Source organism: Nonomuraea sp. NPDC048826 (assembly GCF_043198225.1).
GTDB lineage: Bacteria > Actinomycetota > Actinomycetes > Streptosporangiales > Streptosporangiaceae > Nonomuraea.
Map to the genome: position 1 here is coordinate 816278 of NZ_JBICUQ010000003.1, position 15938 is coordinate 832215.

Annotated in this window: 14 protein-coding genes and 1 pseudogene; 11 read left to right on the top strand and 4 right to left on the bottom strand. The window is 71.0% G+C overall.

Features of this window, described 5'->3' with window-relative positions:
- Window positions 1-8: 8 nt before the first annotated feature.
- Window positions 9-956 (top strand): aromatase/cyclase, encoded by a 948-nt coding sequence (locus tag ACGFI7_RS14165; protein ID WP_393403694.1) that lies wholly within the window; start codon window positions 9-11, stop codon window positions 954-956.
- A 56-nt stretch (window positions 957-1012) separates the two neighbouring features.
- On the opposite strand, the gene ACGFI7_RS14170 is transcribed toward ACGFI7_RS14165, so the two are convergent.
- A complete protein-coding gene (locus ACGFI7_RS14170; protein WP_393403697.1) occupies window positions 1013-1756 on the bottom strand; it encodes an SDR family NAD(P)-dependent oxidoreductase in 744 nt (247 codons plus the stop codon).
- 149 nt (window positions 1757-1905) lie between these two features.
- On the opposite strand from ACGFI7_RS14170, the pseudogene ACGFI7_RS14175 reads away from it, so the two are divergent.
- Window positions 1906-3098: pseudogene (locus tag ACGFI7_RS14175) on the top strand (RNA-guided endonuclease InsQ/TnpB family protein); the annotation flags it as partial.
- 37 nt (window positions 3099-3135) lie between these two features.
- On the opposite strand, the gene ACGFI7_RS14180 reads toward ACGFI7_RS14175, so the two are convergent.
- From ACGFI7_RS14180 to ACGFI7_RS14190, 3 genes are read right to left on the bottom strand one after another with little or no spacing between them, the layout of a single operon-like run.
- The gene (locus ACGFI7_RS14180) at window positions 3136-4428 is read right to left on the bottom strand and encodes an activator-dependent family glycosyltransferase (protein WP_393403700.1); all 1293 of its coding nucleotides are present in this window, start codon (window positions 4426-4428) and stop codon (window positions 3136-3138) included.
- Between the two features lie 7 nt (window positions 4429-4435).
- Window positions 4436-5887 carry an NDP-hexose 2,3-dehydratase family protein gene (locus tag ACGFI7_RS14185; protein ID WP_393403702.1) on the bottom strand — a complete coding sequence of 484 codons (1452 nt, stop codon included), beginning with the start codon at window positions 5885-5887 and terminating at the stop codon, window positions 4436-4438.
- Window positions 5884-6291, bottom strand: coding sequence for a nuclear transport factor 2 family protein (locus ACGFI7_RS14190; RefSeq protein WP_393403704.1), 408 nt, complete (start codon window positions 6289-6291; stop codon window positions 5884-5886). The genes ACGFI7_RS14185 and ACGFI7_RS14190 overlap by 4 nt, the downstream gene beginning before the upstream one ends.
- Before the next feature lie 145 nt (window positions 6292-6436).
- Here ACGFI7_RS14190 and ACGFI7_RS14195 point away from each other — a divergent pair, with 145 nt between their 5' ends.
- The 9 genes from ACGFI7_RS14195 to ACGFI7_RS14235 all read left to right on the top strand — a co-directional run bounded on the left by ACGFI7_RS14195 (window position 6437) and on the right by ACGFI7_RS14235 (window position 15930).
- Window positions 6437-6685: an acyl carrier protein gene (locus ACGFI7_RS14195; RefSeq protein ID WP_393403707.1), complete on the top strand. Its 249-nt coding sequence runs from the start codon at window positions 6437-6439 to the stop codon at window positions 6683-6685.
- Window positions 6682-7563 (top strand): SDR family NAD(P)-dependent oxidoreductase, encoded by an 882-nt coding sequence (locus tag ACGFI7_RS14200; RefSeq protein ID WP_393403710.1) that lies wholly within the window; start codon window positions 6682-6684, stop codon window positions 7561-7563. The genes ACGFI7_RS14195 and ACGFI7_RS14200 overlap by 4 nt, the downstream gene beginning before the upstream one ends.
- Complete coding sequence (locus ACGFI7_RS14205) at window positions 7560-8321, top strand: VOC family protein (protein WP_393403713.1); 762 nt, start codon at window positions 7560-7562, stop codon at window positions 8319-8321. The genes ACGFI7_RS14200 and ACGFI7_RS14205 overlap by 4 nt, the downstream gene beginning before the upstream one ends.
- Window positions 8318-9505 carry a cytochrome P450 gene (locus ACGFI7_RS14210; RefSeq protein ID WP_393403716.1) on the top strand — a complete coding sequence of 396 codons (1188 nt, stop codon included), beginning with the start codon at window positions 8318-8320 and terminating at the stop codon, window positions 9503-9505. The genes ACGFI7_RS14205 and ACGFI7_RS14210 overlap by 4 nt, the downstream gene beginning before the upstream one ends.
- A gap of 31 nt (window positions 9506-9536) precedes the next feature.
- Window positions 9537-11795, top strand: coding sequence for an ATP-binding cassette domain-containing protein (locus tag ACGFI7_RS14215; protein WP_393403718.1), 2259 nt, complete (start codon window positions 9537-9539; stop codon window positions 11793-11795).
- 107 nt (window positions 11796-11902) lie between these two features.
- Complete coding sequence (locus ACGFI7_RS14220) at window positions 11903-12835, top strand: TauD/TfdA family dioxygenase (protein ID WP_393403721.1); 933 nt, start codon at window positions 11903-11905, stop codon at window positions 12833-12835.
- Window positions 12836-12837: 2 nt separating this feature from the next.
- Window positions 12838-13893 (top strand): hypothetical protein, encoded by a 1056-nt coding sequence (locus ACGFI7_RS14225; protein WP_393403723.1) that lies wholly within the window; start codon window positions 12838-12840, stop codon window positions 13891-13893.
- A complete protein-coding gene (locus ACGFI7_RS14230) occupies window positions 13868-14863 on the top strand; it encodes a cupin-like domain-containing protein (protein ID WP_393403726.1) in 996 nt (331 codons plus the stop codon). Before ACGFI7_RS14225 ends, ACGFI7_RS14230 begins: the two co-directional genes overlap by 26 nt.
- The gene (locus tag ACGFI7_RS14235; RefSeq protein WP_393403728.1) at window positions 14860-15930 is read left to right on the top strand and encodes a hypothetical protein; all 1071 of its coding nucleotides are present in this window, start codon (window positions 14860-14862) and stop codon (window positions 15928-15930) included. The genes ACGFI7_RS14230 and ACGFI7_RS14235 overlap by 4 nt, the downstream gene beginning before the upstream one ends.
- Window positions 15931-15938 lie beyond the last annotated feature (8 nt).

The following is a 15938-nucleotide window of genomic DNA, read 5'->3' on the forward strand; positions in this document are numbered from 1 at the left end:
AGAGGCTCATGGCGACGTCCGCCATCCACCAGACCGAACACCAGATCACCGTCGCCGCGGAGCCGGCGGCGGTCTACGCCGTGCTCGCCGACGCGGGCGCGTGGCCGGCGGTCTTCCCGCCGACCGTGCACGTCGACGTGCTCGCGCACGACGACCGGCAGGAGCGCATCCGCATCTGGGCGACCGCCAACGGCAAGCCGAAGAGCTGGACGTCCCGGCGGGAGTTCGACCGCGACCGGTGGCGGATCCGCTTCCGCCAGGAGGTCTCGGCGCACCCGGTGGCCGCGATGGGCGGCGAGTGGATCGTCGAGCCCGACGATGACGGGAGCACCCGGGTCAGGCTGACCCACGACTTCCGCGCCGTCGGCGGCGACAGCGCCTCGGTGAGCTGGATCACCAACGCGGTCAACCGCAACAGCGAGGCCGAGCTGGCCGCGCTGCGCCGGGCGGTGGAGACCCCCGGCCGGCTGATGGCCTTCGAGGACTCCGTACGGGTGCGCGGGGACGCGGCGGACGCCTACGCGTTCCTCTACCGCAGCGACCTGTGGCACGAACGGCTCACGCACGTGGCCGCGATCACGGTGACCGAGGAGACGCCCGGCCTCCAGGCGATGGACATGGAGACCCGCTCGCGCGACGGCTCGACGCACACCACGAGCTCGGTGCGGGTCTGCTTCCCCGAGCACCTCATCGTCTACAAGCAGCTGCGCACGCCGCCCCTGCTGTCCCTGCACGCGGGCCGGTGGACGGTGCGGCCCGACGGCGACGGGGCCGTGGTGACGTCGGCGCACACGGTGGCGATCGCCGACGGCGCGGTCACCGCGGTGCTCGGCCCCGACGGCACCGTGGCGCAGGCCCGCGACCTGGCGCGCAAGGCGCTGAGCGGCAACAGCATGCTGACCCTGAGCGCGGCCAAGGAGTACGCCGAGAGCCGCCGCAGAACGGCGTCGGTCTAGCACCACAACGAGGAAGCTGCCCGCCACACGGCGGGCAGCTTCCTTCGTGTGCGGGGTCAGGTGACGGACAGGGCCCCGTCGATCGCGATCACGGTGCCGCTGGCGTACGCGGCCTCGGGGGCGGTGACCTGGGTGATCCACCAGGCGACGTCCTCCGGCGTGCCGATCCTGCCGACCGGGACCCGCGAGCGCATCCCGTCCAGGAAGGCCTCGTAGTCGGCGCGGGGCATCCCCGCGCGCACCCCGGCGTCGGTGTCGATCACGCCGGGCGCGACCCCGACCACGCGGATCCCGCGCGCGCCCAGCTCCACCGCCCACGACCTGGTGAGCAGGTCGAGGCCCGCCTTGGTCGCGCCGTACACCGCGTTGCCCGGCCAGGAGCGCAGCCCGAGCGAGCCGGCCGAGCTGACGTTGACCACCACTCCCCGGGCGGCGGCCAGCGGTTCCAGCACCGCCTGGGTGACCAGGATCGGCGCGATCAGGTTCGTGGCGGTCTGCGTCTCGATCTGGGCCCGGTCGAGGGTGCCGAGCGCGCCGAAGGCTCCGGCGCCGGCGTTGTTGACCAGGACGTCCACCCGGCCGAACTCCCGCATGGCAGCCTCGGCGACGCTCTCCGGGCCGCCGTCCGCCGTCAGGTCGGCCTCCAGCGGGTGGATGCCGTCATGACCGGCGGCGGTCTCCTTGAGCGCGCCGGCGTCACGGCCGACGACCAGCACGCCGCAGCCCTGGCGGGCGAAGGCGTGCGCGGTGGCGCGGCCGATGCCCGACCCGCCACCGGTGACGATCACGATCCGGTTCATCGGATACCTCCGAGGAGACCCCCGCCTTCAGGCGGGGGAGGAATCGGACCCCTGCCGAGCAGGACAGGGGCAGCCGATTCGCCGTCAGGCGAAACGGCGTCTCGAACACACACGCGATACTTGGCTGATCGCGCGCTAAGATCTGCGGCGTGGCGCAGACCGTGAAGCGGGCCTACAAGTACCGCTTCTACCCGACCCCCGAGCAAGCTTCCGAGCTTGCCCGGAGCTTCGGCTGCGTCCGCCTCGTCTACAACAAGGCCCTGGAGGAACGCACCCGCGCCTACACCCTGGAAGGCAAGCGCGTCTCCTACGCGGAGTCGTCGGCGATGCTGACGCGATGGAAGCGCAGCGGCGCGTTCGACTTCCTGTCCGAGGTGTCGTCGGTGCCGTTGCAGCAGGCACTGCGCCACTTGCAGGCCGCGTTCGCGAACTTCTTCGCCAAGCGCGCCAAGTACCCGGCGTTCAAGAGCAAGAGGAAGTCGCGGGCGTCGGCGGAGTACACCCGCTCGGCGTTCCGCTGGCGTGAGGGCCGGTTGACGCTGGCCAAGATGGACGCGCCGCTGGACATCGTGTGGTCGCGCCCGCTGCCCGAGGGCGCCGAACCGTCCACGGTCACGGTGTCGAAGGACGCGGCCGGGCGCTGGTTCGTGTCCCTCCTGGTCGAAGAGAAGACCAGCCCCCTGCCGCCTGTCGCGTCGAAGGTGGGGATCGACGCCGGAATCACCGCACTGGCCACACTGTCCACCGGCGAGAAGATCGTCAACCTTCGGCACGAGCGGCGCGAGCGGCGAAAGCTGGCCAAGGCTCAGCGGGCGCTGGCCCGCAAGGAGAAGGGCTCGGCCAACCGGGCCAAGGCCAGGCTGAAGGTGGCCAAGGTGTACGCCCGGATCGCCGACCGCAGAAGGGATCACCTGCACCAGGTCACGACACGGCTTGTTCGCGAGAACCAAGTGATCGCCGTGGAAGACCTGACCGTCCGCAACCTGGTCAAGAACCACAGTTTGGCTCGGGCCATCTCCGACGCGAGCTGGCGGGAGCTGCGCTCGATGCTGGAGTACAAAGCCCGCTGGTACGGCCGCACGCTGGTGGCGGTGGATCGCTGGTTTGCCTCCAGCAGGCTGTGTTCGGTGTGCGGCGCGCTGCGGGAGAAGATGCCGCTGCACGTCCGGGAATGGCAGTGCGCTTGCGGCGCGGTCCACGACCGGGACGTGAACGCGGCCAGGAACGTGCTCGCCGCCGGGCTGGCGGAGAGCTGAAACGCCTGTGGAGCTGGTGTGAGACCTCAACGAGAGTCCTCTCGGGCGGGCAACCGGCGGTGAAGCAGGAAGCCTCACGGGCGACCGTGGGAATCCTCCTCGTTGACGAGGGGAGGAAGTCAACTACTTCTCCTCAGCTCGGTTCAGCGCGGTCAGCCGTTCCAGCACCGGCACGATGTCGTTCGGGGCGGGGGTGCTCACCATCTCCGCGCGCACCCGCGCGGCGCCCGCCGCGTAGGCGGGGTCGTCCAGCAACGTGGTGATCCGCTCGCGCAGGTGGTCGGGGGAGAGCTTCTCCTGGTCCTCGATGACCAGGCCCGCCCCGGCGGCGGTCAGCGCCAGCGACTTCTCCTTGGAGTCCCACATCAGGTCGGGGAGGATCAGCTGCGGCACGCCGTGCGCCAGCGCGGTCATGAACGTGCCGGAGCCGCCGTGGTGGATGATCCCGGCGCACGACGGCAGCAGCGCGTCGAGCGGGACGAAGTCGACCGCACGCACGTTGCGCGGCAGCGCGCCCAGCCGGTCGCGCAGCTCCGGCGCGAGCGCGGCGACCACCTCCACGTCCAGGCCGTCGACCGCGGCCATCAGGTCGCCCGCGGCCACCGTCCCGCCGTCCTCGACCTCGCCCAGCGAGATCCCCAGGGTCAGGCAGACCCTCCTCGGGTACGGCGGTGTCTCCCGCAGCCAGCCGGGCAGGGCCGAACGCCCGTTGTACGGCACGTACCGCACGTTCACGTAGTGCAGGCCGAGCGGGGCGCGCATGGAGGGCGGGGTCGGGTCGATCGTCCACTGGCCGAGCACCAGCTCCTCGTCCCGCTCGCGGACGCGTTCGCCGTGCCGGGCCAGCGTCCAGCCCAGCCACTCGGTCAGCGGGTCGTCCCGCAGCTCGGCGGGCCGCTCGTCGAGCAGGGCGCGGAAGGCGGTCCGGTTGCGGGCCATCTGGTCGGGGCCGAACAGCAGCCGGGCGTGCGCCGCGCCCACCACCCGGGCCGCGACCGGCCCCGCCAGCGTCAGCGGGTCCCAGATCACCAGGTCGGGCCGCCAGTCGCGGGCCACCTCGACCAGGTCGTCGATCATCTGCTCGGAGCAGACGTTCTGGAAGACGAAGCCGGTCATCGCGCTGAACATGCCCAGCGCCCGCTCCCAGGGGTACGGGTCGTGCCGCGAGTTGCTCATCGCCAGCCCGCCCAGATTGCGGTCACCGGCGAAGCTGGAGGTGGCCTGCTGGGTCTCGGGCTCCAGGTCGAGCACCGGCCCGACGGGCACGGCGGGCAGACCGGCGGCCGTGATCGTGTCGACCAGCTCGGGCTGGCTCGCGACGATCACCTCGTGGCCGGCCGTGCGCAGCGCGGACGCCACCGTGACCTGGGCGTAGAAGTGGGACGGGGCGGCGAACGTGGTGAACAGGACTCGCATCGACGACTCACCTTCTGGCCGTGGCGGCCACGGACGGCGCGGACAGGCTCTGCAGGCAGGCCACCAGGCTGCGCGCCTGGACGTTCAGGTAGTTGCTGTGCTTCAGCAGGTCGGCCAGTTGGTGCAGGGGCATCCAGCGGTAGCCGGCGTCGTCCTCCACGTCCGCCTCGACGACGAGGTAGGTGTTGACCGCGCGGTAGAAGCGGCCGCCCTCCTCCGAGAGCGCCACCGCGTACCGGACCTGCTCGGCGGGGGCGTTCAGCACCGTGTCGAGATACTTCGGCCTGGCCGACGGCGGCAGCGCCCGCAGGTTGCCCGGGGTGCACTGCACGGTGGGCGCGAGCTCCACCACGTTGACGTAGCCCGGCTCGACCCTGGCGTGCACCAGCGCGTGCAGGACCCCGCCGATCCGGCGGACCACGAACGCCACGACCCCGTCGTCGCTGGGCTCGATCATCGGCTGGCTCCAGCCGGTCACCTCCCGCGACCCGGCGGCCACGTCGACGCCGATCACGTCGAAGAACAGCCCGCTCTCGTGCGAGATCCGGCCGTCGGCGCGATGCCAGCCCGGCAGTCCCGCGAGCGGCACGACCCGGGTCATCACCTCCGACTGCGCCCTGATGCCGGTGATCCAGCTCAGGATCTCCGGCATCGGGTGCAGGCTGCCCTCGGCGCTGCTGCAGGAACGGGCCAGCGCGAGGCGGAAGTCGTCCTCGGCGGCGTCGCTCAGCGGGTGCCGGTCGAAGCCGGTGAACGGCAGGCACGACAGCACCGTGCGGGCGTCCATGTTGATCAGGTTCTCCACGCCGAACAACTGGTGGAGCTGGCCGAAGGTGAGCCAGCGGAAGTTCTCGCCCACCGGGACGTCCCCGTCGACCTCCACGATCATGTTGCGGTTGCACTTCTGGTAGAACCAGGCCCCCTGCTCCGACTGGAGCACGTCGGCCAGGATCCGGTGCCTGGCGCTGTCGCGGAAGTACTCCAGGTACGGCACGGCCTTGCCCCGGTGCACCCGCTGGAAGTTGCTCCGGGTGGCCTGGACCGTCGGCGACAGCTGCAGCCCGTTGGCGTTGCCCGGCTCGAACTTGGCCTGCATCAGGCAGTGCAGCACCCCGTCGAACTCCTTGACCAGGATGCCCAGGATGCCGATCTCGGGCTGCACGATGATGGGCTGGCTCCAGCGCGGCACGGCGGCGCCGGGGACGTGCACGTCGATGCCCGTGACGCGGAAGAACTTGCCGCTGTGGTGGCTGTAGTCGCCCGTGCGGGCGTCCCGGCTCCAGCCCGCCAGCTCGTCGAGCGGGGCCCGCTCCACCCGGTGGGCGGTCCGCGCGGACCGTTCGGAGAACCAGGCCCAGAACTCGTCCAGCCAGTCGCCGGCCAGCATGGACCGGACGATGCGCGCCGTCAGCCTGCCGTTCGGCCGGGACCGGATCGCGTGACCCCGGTGCAGGCTCATCCCGGGTCCATCCCGTCCCGGGTGATCCGCCGGTGCTTGACCCGCCAGCCGTCCGCCGAGCCGACCAGCAGGTCGGCGCAGACCGTGCTGCGGCGCGGCACCACGTCGCCGCCTTCGGCGATCTCCAGCACCAGCGCGTAGCTGCGCGCGCTCAGCCCCTCGGGGTGCGGCCGCACGTCCAGCATGCCGATCCAGTGCCTGCGGGTGATCCCGGCGGCGGCGAACTCCGCGGCCGTCTTCCTGGCCGCCTCGGCGATGTCGCCGGCGCCGTGGACGGCCGTGCCGCCGACCTCGAAGACGCCGTCGTCGGTGAACGTGGCGGCCCACTCGTCGGTCGCCCCGGAGTCGAGCAGCTGCATCTGGCGCGCGTAGAACCGCTGCGCCTCCTCATAGTGCGCATCCATGCGGCCACGGTCGTCGGCGCGGCTAGAGGGCCGCCTGACTTGTGATGGTCCATCGCCGTTCGAGCGCTACTGCACGGCGGGTGGCCAAGCTGAGCGCGGGCGGACCGGAAGGTCCGGGCATCGCCGAGGACGAAAGGGCAGGAAAATGGCTCAGCTCAGCCTCGAGGAACTCAAGCAGACCATGCGCCAGGTCGCCGGCGACGACGACGTCGAGCTGGCGGACGACTTCGAGACCGCGACGTTCGAGGAGCTCGGCTTCGACTCGCTGGCCGTGTTCGAGACCGTGCACCGCGTCGAGCGCACCTGCGGGCGCAAGCTGCCCGAGGAGGAGCTCGCCGAGGTCACCACCCCGAAGGAGTTCCTGGAGTTCGTCAACGACCTGGAACGCGCGTGACCGGCCGCGTGACCGGCCGCGTGACCGGCATGGAGCCCGCCCACGACGTTCAGCTCGCCGGCCGCACGGTGGTCGTCACCGGCGCCACCTCGGGCATCGGACGGGCGGCCGCGCTCGGGTTCGCCCGGCGCGGCGCGAGCGTGGTCGCGGTCGGACGCGACCAGCGGCGGCTCGCGTCGCTGGTGAGCGAGCTGGACGAGCTCGCCCCCGTCCGGTCGTATGGTCTGCGCGCCGACTTCACCCGCCTGGGCGAGGTCCGCGAGCTGGCCGACCGGCTGCGCGACCGCTTCGAGCGCGTCGACGTGCTGGCCTCCAACGCGGGCGGCATGCACCGGTCGCGGGTCATGACGGAGGACGGCTTCGAGACCACCATCCAGGCCAACCACCTGGCCGGGTTCCTGCTGGCGTGCTCGCTGCGCGACCGGCTGGCCGGCGGGCGGCTGATCCTCACCTCGTCCGGCGCGTACACCGAGGGCAGGCTGGACCCCGCCGACCTCAACGGCGAGCGGGCCCGCTACAGCGCCGGACGCGCCTACGGGGCGTCCAAGCAGGCCAACATCCTCTTCGCGGCCGAGGCCGCCAGGAGGTGGCCGGACGTGCTGCCGGTCAGCTTCCACCCGGGCCAGGTCCGCACGCTGGTGGGCCGGGGCACGATCGCCTCCTGGTACTTCCGCTACAACCCGTTCCTGCGCACCCCCGAGCAGGGCGCCGACACGCTGCTCTGGCTGGCCGCCGAGCCCGCCGAGCGGATCGAGCGCGGCGCCTACTACGCCGACCGACGGCCGGCTCCGGTCCAGGGACCGACGGCCGAACCCGACCTGGCCGCGCGACTGTGGGACGCCAGCGCGGCCGCCGTCAGTGAAAGGGAATCCTTGTGAGCACCTACGTTCCCGGCTCGCCCTCATGGTTCGACCTGGGCTCGCCGGACGTCGCCGCCTCCGTGACGTTCTACACCGGGCTGTTCGGCTGGACGGCGAACGAGGTCAGCGAACCGGAGGCCGGCGGCTACACGACCTTCCACCACGACGGGAAGCTCGTCGCCGCGGTCGCCTACCACCAGATCGACACCCCGTACCACCGGCCCTACGGCCCCGACGGGGAGCACGGCATGCCGGCCATCTGGACGGTCTACTTCACCACCGACGACGCCGACGCCCTCACCGAGCGGGTGAAGGCGGCCGGCGGTGAGATCATCATGATGCCGATGGACGTCATGGACCTGGGCCGGATGGCGGTCTTCGCCGACCCGGCGCAGGCGGCGTTCGCCGTGTGGCAGCCGCTGAAGATGCAGGGCGCCGAGGAGATCGGCGTGCCGGGCTCGGTGCGCCGGGTCGACCTGGTCACCACCGGCGACGGCCGGACCGCCGCCTTCTACCGCGACACGCTCGGCCTCGCCGCCGGCTCGGGGGAGTGGCAGGTGGCCGGCCGGACCGTGGGCGGCACCCGCGAGCTGGGCGTGACGGGCGCGGTGCGGCCGCACTGGGCGGTCACGTTCGGCGTCGAGGACGTCGAGCGGACCGTGCGGCGGGCCGTCGACCTGGGCGGCCGGGTGGAGAACCCGCCCGCCGCCACCCCGATGGGCGTCCGGGCCGACCTGGTCGACCCGCACGGCGCCGGATTCTCGGTGCTGTCATGAGCGCCGAGCCCGTCCTCCAGGTCGATCCGTTCGCCTGCCCGATGCAGCCGATGCGCGGCAAGCCGCACGTGCACGACGAGCTGCGCGCGGCCGGCCGGCTGGTGCGGACGCGGGCGCCCGCCGGCGGGCCCGCGTGGGTGGTCACCGACTACGCGCTGGCCAAGGAGGTGCTGGCCGACCCGCGGATGGTCAAGGACCCCACGCTGGCGCCCGAGAGCTGGCACGGGGTCGACGACGGCCTCGACTGCCCCGTGCCGGAGCTGCGCCCGTTCACGCTCATCGCCGTCGACGGCGACGACCACCGGCGGCTGCGCCGGGTGCACGCGCCCGCCTTCAACCCGCGCAGGCTGGCCGCCGCGGACGGCCGGCTGGCCGCCATCGCCCGCAACCTGTTCCGCGACCTCGCCGACGCCTCGCAGGAGAGCGGCGAGCCGGCCGAGCTGATCAACGGCTTCGCCTACAACTTCCCGCTGCTGGTCATCTGCGGCCTGCTCGGCGTCCCGGTCACCGATCCGATCACGGCCAGGAAGGCCGTCAGCGCGATGAAGGCCATGGCCCTGGGCACCGCCGACGAGACCGAGGACGACACCTCCTCGCTGGAGGAGCTGCTGGGCCGGGCCGTGCGGGCGGCGATGGACGGCCATTCCGACAGCATGACCCGGGTGCTGTACGAGCGCGCGCGGGCCGAGTTCGGCGAGGTCTCGGCCGACGAGCTGACCTACATGATCATGGGGTTGATCTTCGCAGGGCACGACACCACCGGCTCCTTCCTCGGCTTCCTGCTGGCCGAGACGCTCGCCGGGCATCTGGCCCCGGACGCCGACCCGGAGGAGTTCGTCGAGCGGATGCTCAGGGAGCACCCGCCGGTGCCGTACACGCTCTGGCGGTTCGCCTCGCGGGACCTGGTCATCGACGGGGTGCCGCTGCCCCGGGGCGCGCCGGTGCTCGTGGACATCGAGGGCATCAACGCGCGCAGCCGGGACAAGCGGCTGACCTTCGGCGACGGCGCCCATTACTGCATCGGGGAGCAACTGGCGCAACTGGAGTCGAAAATCATGATTTCCGTGTTGCGCGAGGAATTTCCCGAGGCGCGACTGGCCGTGCCTTTCGAGAAGTTGCGCTGGGGGCGCACGGGATCGCAAACAGCGCGGCTCACGGAACTGCCCGTCTGGTTGCGGCCATGAATTGACCGCGAAGTTGTCTAACGTGGCAGGTATGCGACCTACATTCATCACGATCGCAGGAGCCCGGGAGAACAACCTCAAGAACATCTCGGTGGAGGTGCCGAAACATCAGATCACGGTTTTCACCGGGGTGTCCGGGTCGGGGAAATCCTCGCTCGTGTTCGACACCATCGCGGCGGAGTCCCAGCGCCAGCTGAACGAGACGTTCACCGCCTTCGTCCGCAACCGGCTCCCCAGGTACGGCCAGCCGGACGCGGACGTCATCGAGGGCCTGTCGACCGCGATCATCATCAACCAGAAGCGCCTCGGCGGGAACTCCCGGTCCACCGTCGGCACCATCACGGACCTGTACGCGCTGCTGCGCCTGCTGTTCTCGCGCGCCGGTGAGCCCCACGTCGGCTACTCCAACGCCTTCTCCTTCAACGACCCGGCCGGCATGTGCCTCGACTGCGAGGGCCTCGGCCGGCGCGTGCAGCTCGACCTCGACAAGCTGCTCGACAAGTCACGCTCGCTCAACGAAGGCGCCATCGACCACCCCGCCTTCTCCGTCGGCGGCTGGTTCTGGAAGCTGTACGCCAACTCCGGCCTCTTCGACAACGACAAGAAGCTGGGCGACTACAGCCGTGAGGAGTGGGACGCGCTGCTCCACGGCGCCGACGCCGCCATCGCCCTCGACTGGCAGGGCGGGCAGATCAACTCCAAGTACGAGGGGCTGCTGGAGAAGTTCGACCGGCTCTACCTGCGCAAGAACCCCGAAGAGATGAGCGCCAAGAACCGCGCCGCGCTCGAACGCGTGGTCTCGGCGTCGGTCTGCCGCACCTGCGACGGCAAGCGGCTCAACAAGGACGTGCTCGCCTGCAGGATCAACGGGCGCAACATCGCCGAGTTCGCCGCCCTGGAGGCCGACGCCCTGGTCGAGGCCGTCAGGGAGATCAAGGCCCCGCAGGTGAGCACCGTCGTGCAGAACCTGCTCGAACGGCTCGGCCACCTCGTCGACCTCGGCCTGGACTACCTCACCCTGGACCGCGAGACCTCCACCCTGTCCGGCGGCGAGTCGCAGCGCATCAAGATGATCCGCCATCTCAACAGCTCGCTGGTCGAGGTCGCGTACATTTTTGACGAGCCCACGATCGGCCTGCACCCGCAGGACGTGCGCCGGCTCACGACGCTGATGCGGCACCTGCGCGACAAGGGCAACACGGTGCTCGTGGTCGAGCACGACCGCGACGTCATCGACGTGGCCGACCACGTCATCGACCTCGGCCCGCGCGCGGGCAAGCACGGCGGCGAGATCGTCTACCAGGGCGACGTCGCGGGCCTGCACGCCGCCGACACGCTCACCGGCGCGTGCATGCGGGAGAAGCTGTCGATCAAGGAGGAGTTCCGGCGGCCGGCCGGGCATCTCGAGGTGACCGACGCGTCGCTGCACAACCTCAAGAACCTCACCGTCAAGATCCCGACCGAGGTCCTCACCGTGGTGACCGGGGTCGCGGGCTCCGGCAAGAGCACGCTCGTCCACCAGGTCTTCCGCGCCCAGCACCCGGACGCGGTGATCGTCGACCAGTCCGCCGTCACCACCAACCGGCGCTCCAACCCGGCCACCTACACCGGCGTCATGGACGAGATCCGCCGCCGGTTCGCCCGGGAGAACGGCGTCAGCGCCTCGCTGTTCAGCTTCAACTCCGCCGGGGCCTGCCCCACCTGCCAGGGCGAGGGCATCATCTACACCGACCTGGCCTTCATGGACCCGATGATCACGGTCTGCGAGGTGTGCTCGGGCAAGCGGTTCACCGAGGAGGTCCTGGAACACACCCTGCGCGGCAAGAACATCAGCGACGTGCTGGCCATGAGCGCCGCCGAGGCGGCCGAGTTCTTCACCGAGCCGAAGATCGCCGAGAAGCTGGCGTCGGTGGTCGCGGTCGGGCTCGGCTACCTCCAGCTCGGGCAGCCGCTGAACACGCTGTCGGGCGGCGAGTGCCAGCGCATCAAGCTGGCCACCGAACTCGGCAAGTCGGGCACCGTCTACGTCCTCGACGAGCCCACCACCGGTCTGCACATGTCAGACATCAACAGCCTCCTGGGCATCATCGACACGCTCGTGGACCATGGGAACTCGGTGATCGTCATCGAGCACAACCTGGACGTGGTGAAGAACGCCGACTGGATCATCGACCTCGGCCCCAGGGGCGGCCGGTCGGGCGGGGAGATCATGTTCGAGGGCACCCCGCGCGAACTGCTGGCGGCCGAGAACTCCCTGACGGCGGAGTCGCTGAGGGACTCCCTGCCGTAGGGCTGAGCGCGCGATTGAGCGCCGCACCAATGGGGTTCGACCGCCGCTATAGCGGCCCGGGTGAGTCTGGACGGTGAAGGACGGCCGGAACACCCGGAAGGTGTGGAATGAAGATTCTCTCCAAGACCATTGGCTGCGAAATCGCCGCCGGCCCCGGTGAGCGGCTCGCGGACCTCGACCCCGCGATCATCGTCCCGCTCCTGAAGAAGGACGGCTACGTGTACTTCACCGGCTACCAGCCGGAGCTGGCGGAGTTCGAGGCCTTCACCGAGCGGTTCGGCACGTGTGCCGGGTCGCGTCACGTCCACTACCCCGAGGGCGGGGAGGCGCTCGGCTTCCACGCCGAGGACTCCTACAACCCGTACAGGCCGGACGCGCTCTGGTTCATGTGCCTGTTCGAGGGCAGCGACGGCGGCGCGCCCACCGGCGCGGTCGACGGCGTGCGGCTGCTCGCCGAGCTGAGCCCGCACTGGCGGGAGTTCTGCCGCGCGAACACGCTCCGCTTCGAACGGCACTGGGCGGAAGAGACCTGGCGCAAGGCGACCGGCACGGCCACCACGGAGGAGATCGAGCAGGTGCTGCGGTCCCTGCCGGGGTTCAGCCACCAGTTCCTCCCCAACGGCACCCTGTACACCTGCTGCGAACAGCCGATCGTCGTCACCACGCCCAACGGCGACGAGAGCTTCAGCAACACGATGCTGCAGGCGATGACGGAGCAGACGTTCTACGGCATGACGCTCGGCGACGGCACGCCCGTCCCGGCCGAACTGGCGGAGACCGTGCGGCGCTGGACGCTGGAGCACGAGATCGAGATCGGCTGGTCGGCCGGCGACGTCGCGGTGATCGACAACTACCGCATGATGCACCGGCGGGCCGAGTATCACGGCAAGGACCGCGACCTGCGGGCCAGGCACTGCGAGAACCTGTTCGGCACCCGGTTGCCGGACGACTCCACCCCGCTGGCGGCCGGCGTCAAGTCGCTGATCCAGAGCGACGTGGGACTGCCGGTGGCCACCGGTCCTCTCCCCACCTCGGTGTGATCATGGATATCCAGTTCGCCAAGTACACCTCGTTCGGCAACACCTTCATCATCGTCGACGAGACCCGCACCCCGCTGGCCGACGACGAGCAGCGCGCCGCCTTCGCGCGCTGGGCGCTCAACGGCGACTTCGGCATCGGCGGCACGGACAACGTCCTGTACCTCTCCGCGGCCGAAGGCCGGGCCGACTACCTCTTCCGGATCTTCGAGGTGGACGGTTCGGAGACGCTGAGCTGCGGGAACGGCCTGCTGTCCACCGCGGCCGCGCTGCGGCGGGCGCACGGCGGCGACCGGTGGGAGGTGCTCACCGAGCTCCCCACCGGCCGCCCCCGGCCGGTGAGCGTGGGCACGGCGGGTGACGACGGCGCCTGGGTCGACATGGGCCGGACCCGTCCGGTCCCGGCGGAGCTCATCAACAGGAGCGGACCGCCGCCGGCCGACGGGATCGACCACATCACCGGCCTCGACGTCCCCGGCGTGGGCGAGCTCGGCGGCCACCTGACCTTCAGCGGCGAGCCGCACCTGGCGCTGTTCCAGGGGCACGGCCTGCCGCCCGAGCTGGCGGAGAAGCTGTTCATCGACGCGCGGGGCGCCATCGGCGAGCCCGACGGCGCCGCCATCGAGGAGTCGGTCTCGCTCGCCCACCACATCGGCTCGCACGTCAACCGCGCCTACCGGGACGTCTTCCCGCAGGGTGTGCACCTCAACTTCGCCCGCGTCGAAGGAGACCGGGTCGAGTACCGCACCTGGGAGCGCGCGATCAACTGCGAGACGCTGGCCTGCGGCTCCGGCACGGTGGCCATGGCGCACGTCGGGCGGGAGCTCGGGCTGCTGCCCGAGGGCGACATCACGTTCTGGCCGCACCGGTGCCGCTGGTACCAGCCGGACGCCGCCCTCACCGTCACGAACACCGAATCCGGATATGTCGTGACCGGTCAGCCGCGCCTGGTCTGCGTCGGCACCGTGCCCGAGACCTCGTACGCGTGGGCCACCCAGACCCCCAGCAACCGTCGAACCGCGAAGGACCTCAGCCATGCGCTCACTGCACCTGCAGGTTGACCCGGCCGCGAAGCTGCGCGAGGCCGGGCTGGACGTGCGGCCGCTGCCCCGCCACGACGCACCCACGCCCACGGCGGTGCGGCGGGCCATCGCCGACCGCTCCGGCCCGACGGTGTTCCCCGGGCTGACCGACTCCTGGCCGGCCCGTACCCGCTGGACGCCGGAGAACCTCGCCGTCACGCACGGCCGGCGCACCGTCACCGCGTTGATGGACCTGCCGGCCAGCGGCGTGCTGTTCCCCCAGGACCAGGAGAACTACGAGCGCACGCTGCCGTTCGCCGAGTTCGTCAGCGAGATGCTGACCACCCCGGCCGACTCGCCCTGCTACCTGGCCTACACCAGGGCCGAGGAGCTGTTCCCGGCCCGCGACTACGACTTCGAGCCGCTCAGCGGCGGCCTGCCGTACAGCACGGACACCCGGGTGTGGATCGGCTCGGCCGGCACCCGGTCGATGCTGCACTCCGACCTGAAGGACAACTTCTTCTGCCAGATCTGGGGCGAGAAGCACGTCGTGCTGGTGCCGTGGGAGCACGCCAGGGACGTCTACCCGTTCCCCGGCAACCTGGTCAACAGCCAGGTCGACCTCATGGAGCCGGATCTCGACCGCTTCCCCCGGCTACGCCGCGCCGTGTTCTACGCCGGCACCGTCGGGCCGGGCGACGTGCTGTTCATGCCGCGCGGCTGCTGGCACGACATCAGGGCGCGGACGCCGTCCGTCTCCGTCAACCACTGGTTCGGCCGCCCGATGACCGCGGCCGACTACGCCTCGCTGCTGCTGCGGAGCGGTCCCCGGTACTGGGCCGCGACCGCGCGGGACTTCCTCGCGCACGGGCTGCTGCGCCGCCGGGAGAGTACGACGTTCTTCTTCAGCCCGCCGTCCACCGGCAAGCGGCTGTTCGACCTGCTGCGCTGGGGCGACTTCTCACGCGAGAACGATCCGTCCGCCGACCGACCCGGGAGCCCGCGGTGACCATCCTGTCGACCCCGCCCAAGACGACCGTGGACGCCTCCTTCGAGCTGCGGCTCATCGAGGCCGTCCGGCCCATCAGCGAGCACTTTCTCGCGGTGGGCGTCCACCACCTGTTCGACACCGGCATCTACGACGCGCTGGCCGACCGGCCGCCGACCCCGATCGCGGCCCTCGCCGACGAGCTGAACATGATCGCCGACCGGCTGCGCGGGTTCCTGCTGTACCTGGCCAACGAGGACATCGTGCGGGTCGAGGACGACCACGTCGCGCTGACCGGCAAGGCTCGCGGGCTCAACGAGTTCCGCGCCTGGTACACCTTCCTCATCGGCGGGTACGCCGGGACGATCCAGCAGATCGGCGGCGCCCTCACCCGCGGCGCCCCCGAGTGCACCCGCGACGGCGAGTACGTGAGCGTGGGCAGCTGCGAGATCAGCCGCTACGACGGCATGCCGATGACCCTCGACCTGCTGGAGCAGGGCGGCGTGGACGCCCGCGAGCTGCTCGACCTCGGCTGCGGCAACGCGCTCTACCTGACCGAGTTCGCCGCCGCCGTCCCCGGCCTGCGGGCCTGCGGCGTCGAGCCGGACCCGGACGGCTACCAGGCCGCCGTGTCCCTGGTGGAGCGGGCGGGCATGGCCGACCGGGTGCGGCTGGTGAACGCCTCGGCCACCGACTTCCTGCGCGACCCGCCCGCCGACTGCCGGCCCGACCTGATCGTCCTCGGCTACGTGCTGCAGGAGATCCTGGAGCAGGAAGGCGAGGACGCGGTGCTGGGGCTGCTGCGCGGCGTCGTGTCAAGGTTCCCGCGGATCAACGTCGTCGTCATCGAGGTGAGCGACGAGATCGGCAACCCGGCCGTCATGCGGCACGGCGTGGCCAGGAACTTCTGGAACCCGTACTTCCTCATCCACTACTTCACCCGCCAGCGCCTGGCCAGGAAGGCCTACTGGGACGAGCTGTTCCGGCGGGCCGGGCTGACCGTGGCCGCCTTCACCTCCACCGACCCGAACATCGACTCCAGCGGCATCGAGCTCGGCTACCTGCTGCGCGGTCCCGACTACCACTGAGGAGCCGT

Coding starts and splice junctions, on each gene's coding strand:
- ACGFI7_RS14165 (WP_393403694.1), top strand. CDS start 9: ATGGCGACGTCCGCCATCCACCAGACCGAACACCAGATCACCGTCGCC.
- ACGFI7_RS14185 (WP_393403702.1), bottom strand. CDS start 5,887: ATGAGCCTGCACCGGGGTCACGCGATCCGGTCCCGGCCGAACGGCAGG.
- ACGFI7_RS14210 (WP_393403716.1), top strand. CDS start 8,318: ATGAGCGCCGAGCCCGTCCTCCAGGTCGATCCGTTCGCCTGCCCGATG.
- ACGFI7_RS14220 (WP_393403721.1), top strand. CDS start 11,903: ATGAAGATTCTCTCCAAGACCATTGGCTGCGAAATCGCCGCCGGCCCC.
- ACGFI7_RS14170 (WP_393403697.1), bottom strand. CDS start 1,756: ATGAACCGGATCGTGATCGTCACCGGTGGCGGGTCGGGCATCGGCCGC.
- ACGFI7_RS14230 (WP_393403726.1), top strand. CDS start 13,868: ATGCGCTCACTGCACCTGCAGGTTGACCCGGCCGCGAAGCTGCGCGAG.
- ACGFI7_RS14190 (WP_393403704.1), bottom strand. CDS start 6,291: ATGGATGCGCACTATGAGGAGGCGCAGCGGTTCTACGCGCGCCAGATG.
- ACGFI7_RS14225 (WP_393403723.1), top strand. CDS start 12,838: ATGGATATCCAGTTCGCCAAGTACACCTCGTTCGGCAACACCTTCATC.
- ACGFI7_RS14215 (WP_393403718.1), top strand. CDS start 9,537: ATGCGACCTACATTCATCACGATCGCAGGAGCCCGGGAGAACAACCTC.
- ACGFI7_RS14195 (WP_393403707.1), top strand. CDS start 6,437: ATGGCTCAGCTCAGCCTCGAGGAACTCAAGCAGACCATGCGCCAGGTC.
- ACGFI7_RS14180 (WP_393403700.1), bottom strand. CDS start 4,428: ATGCGAGTCCTGTTCACCACGTTCGCCGCCCCGTCCCACTTCTACGCC.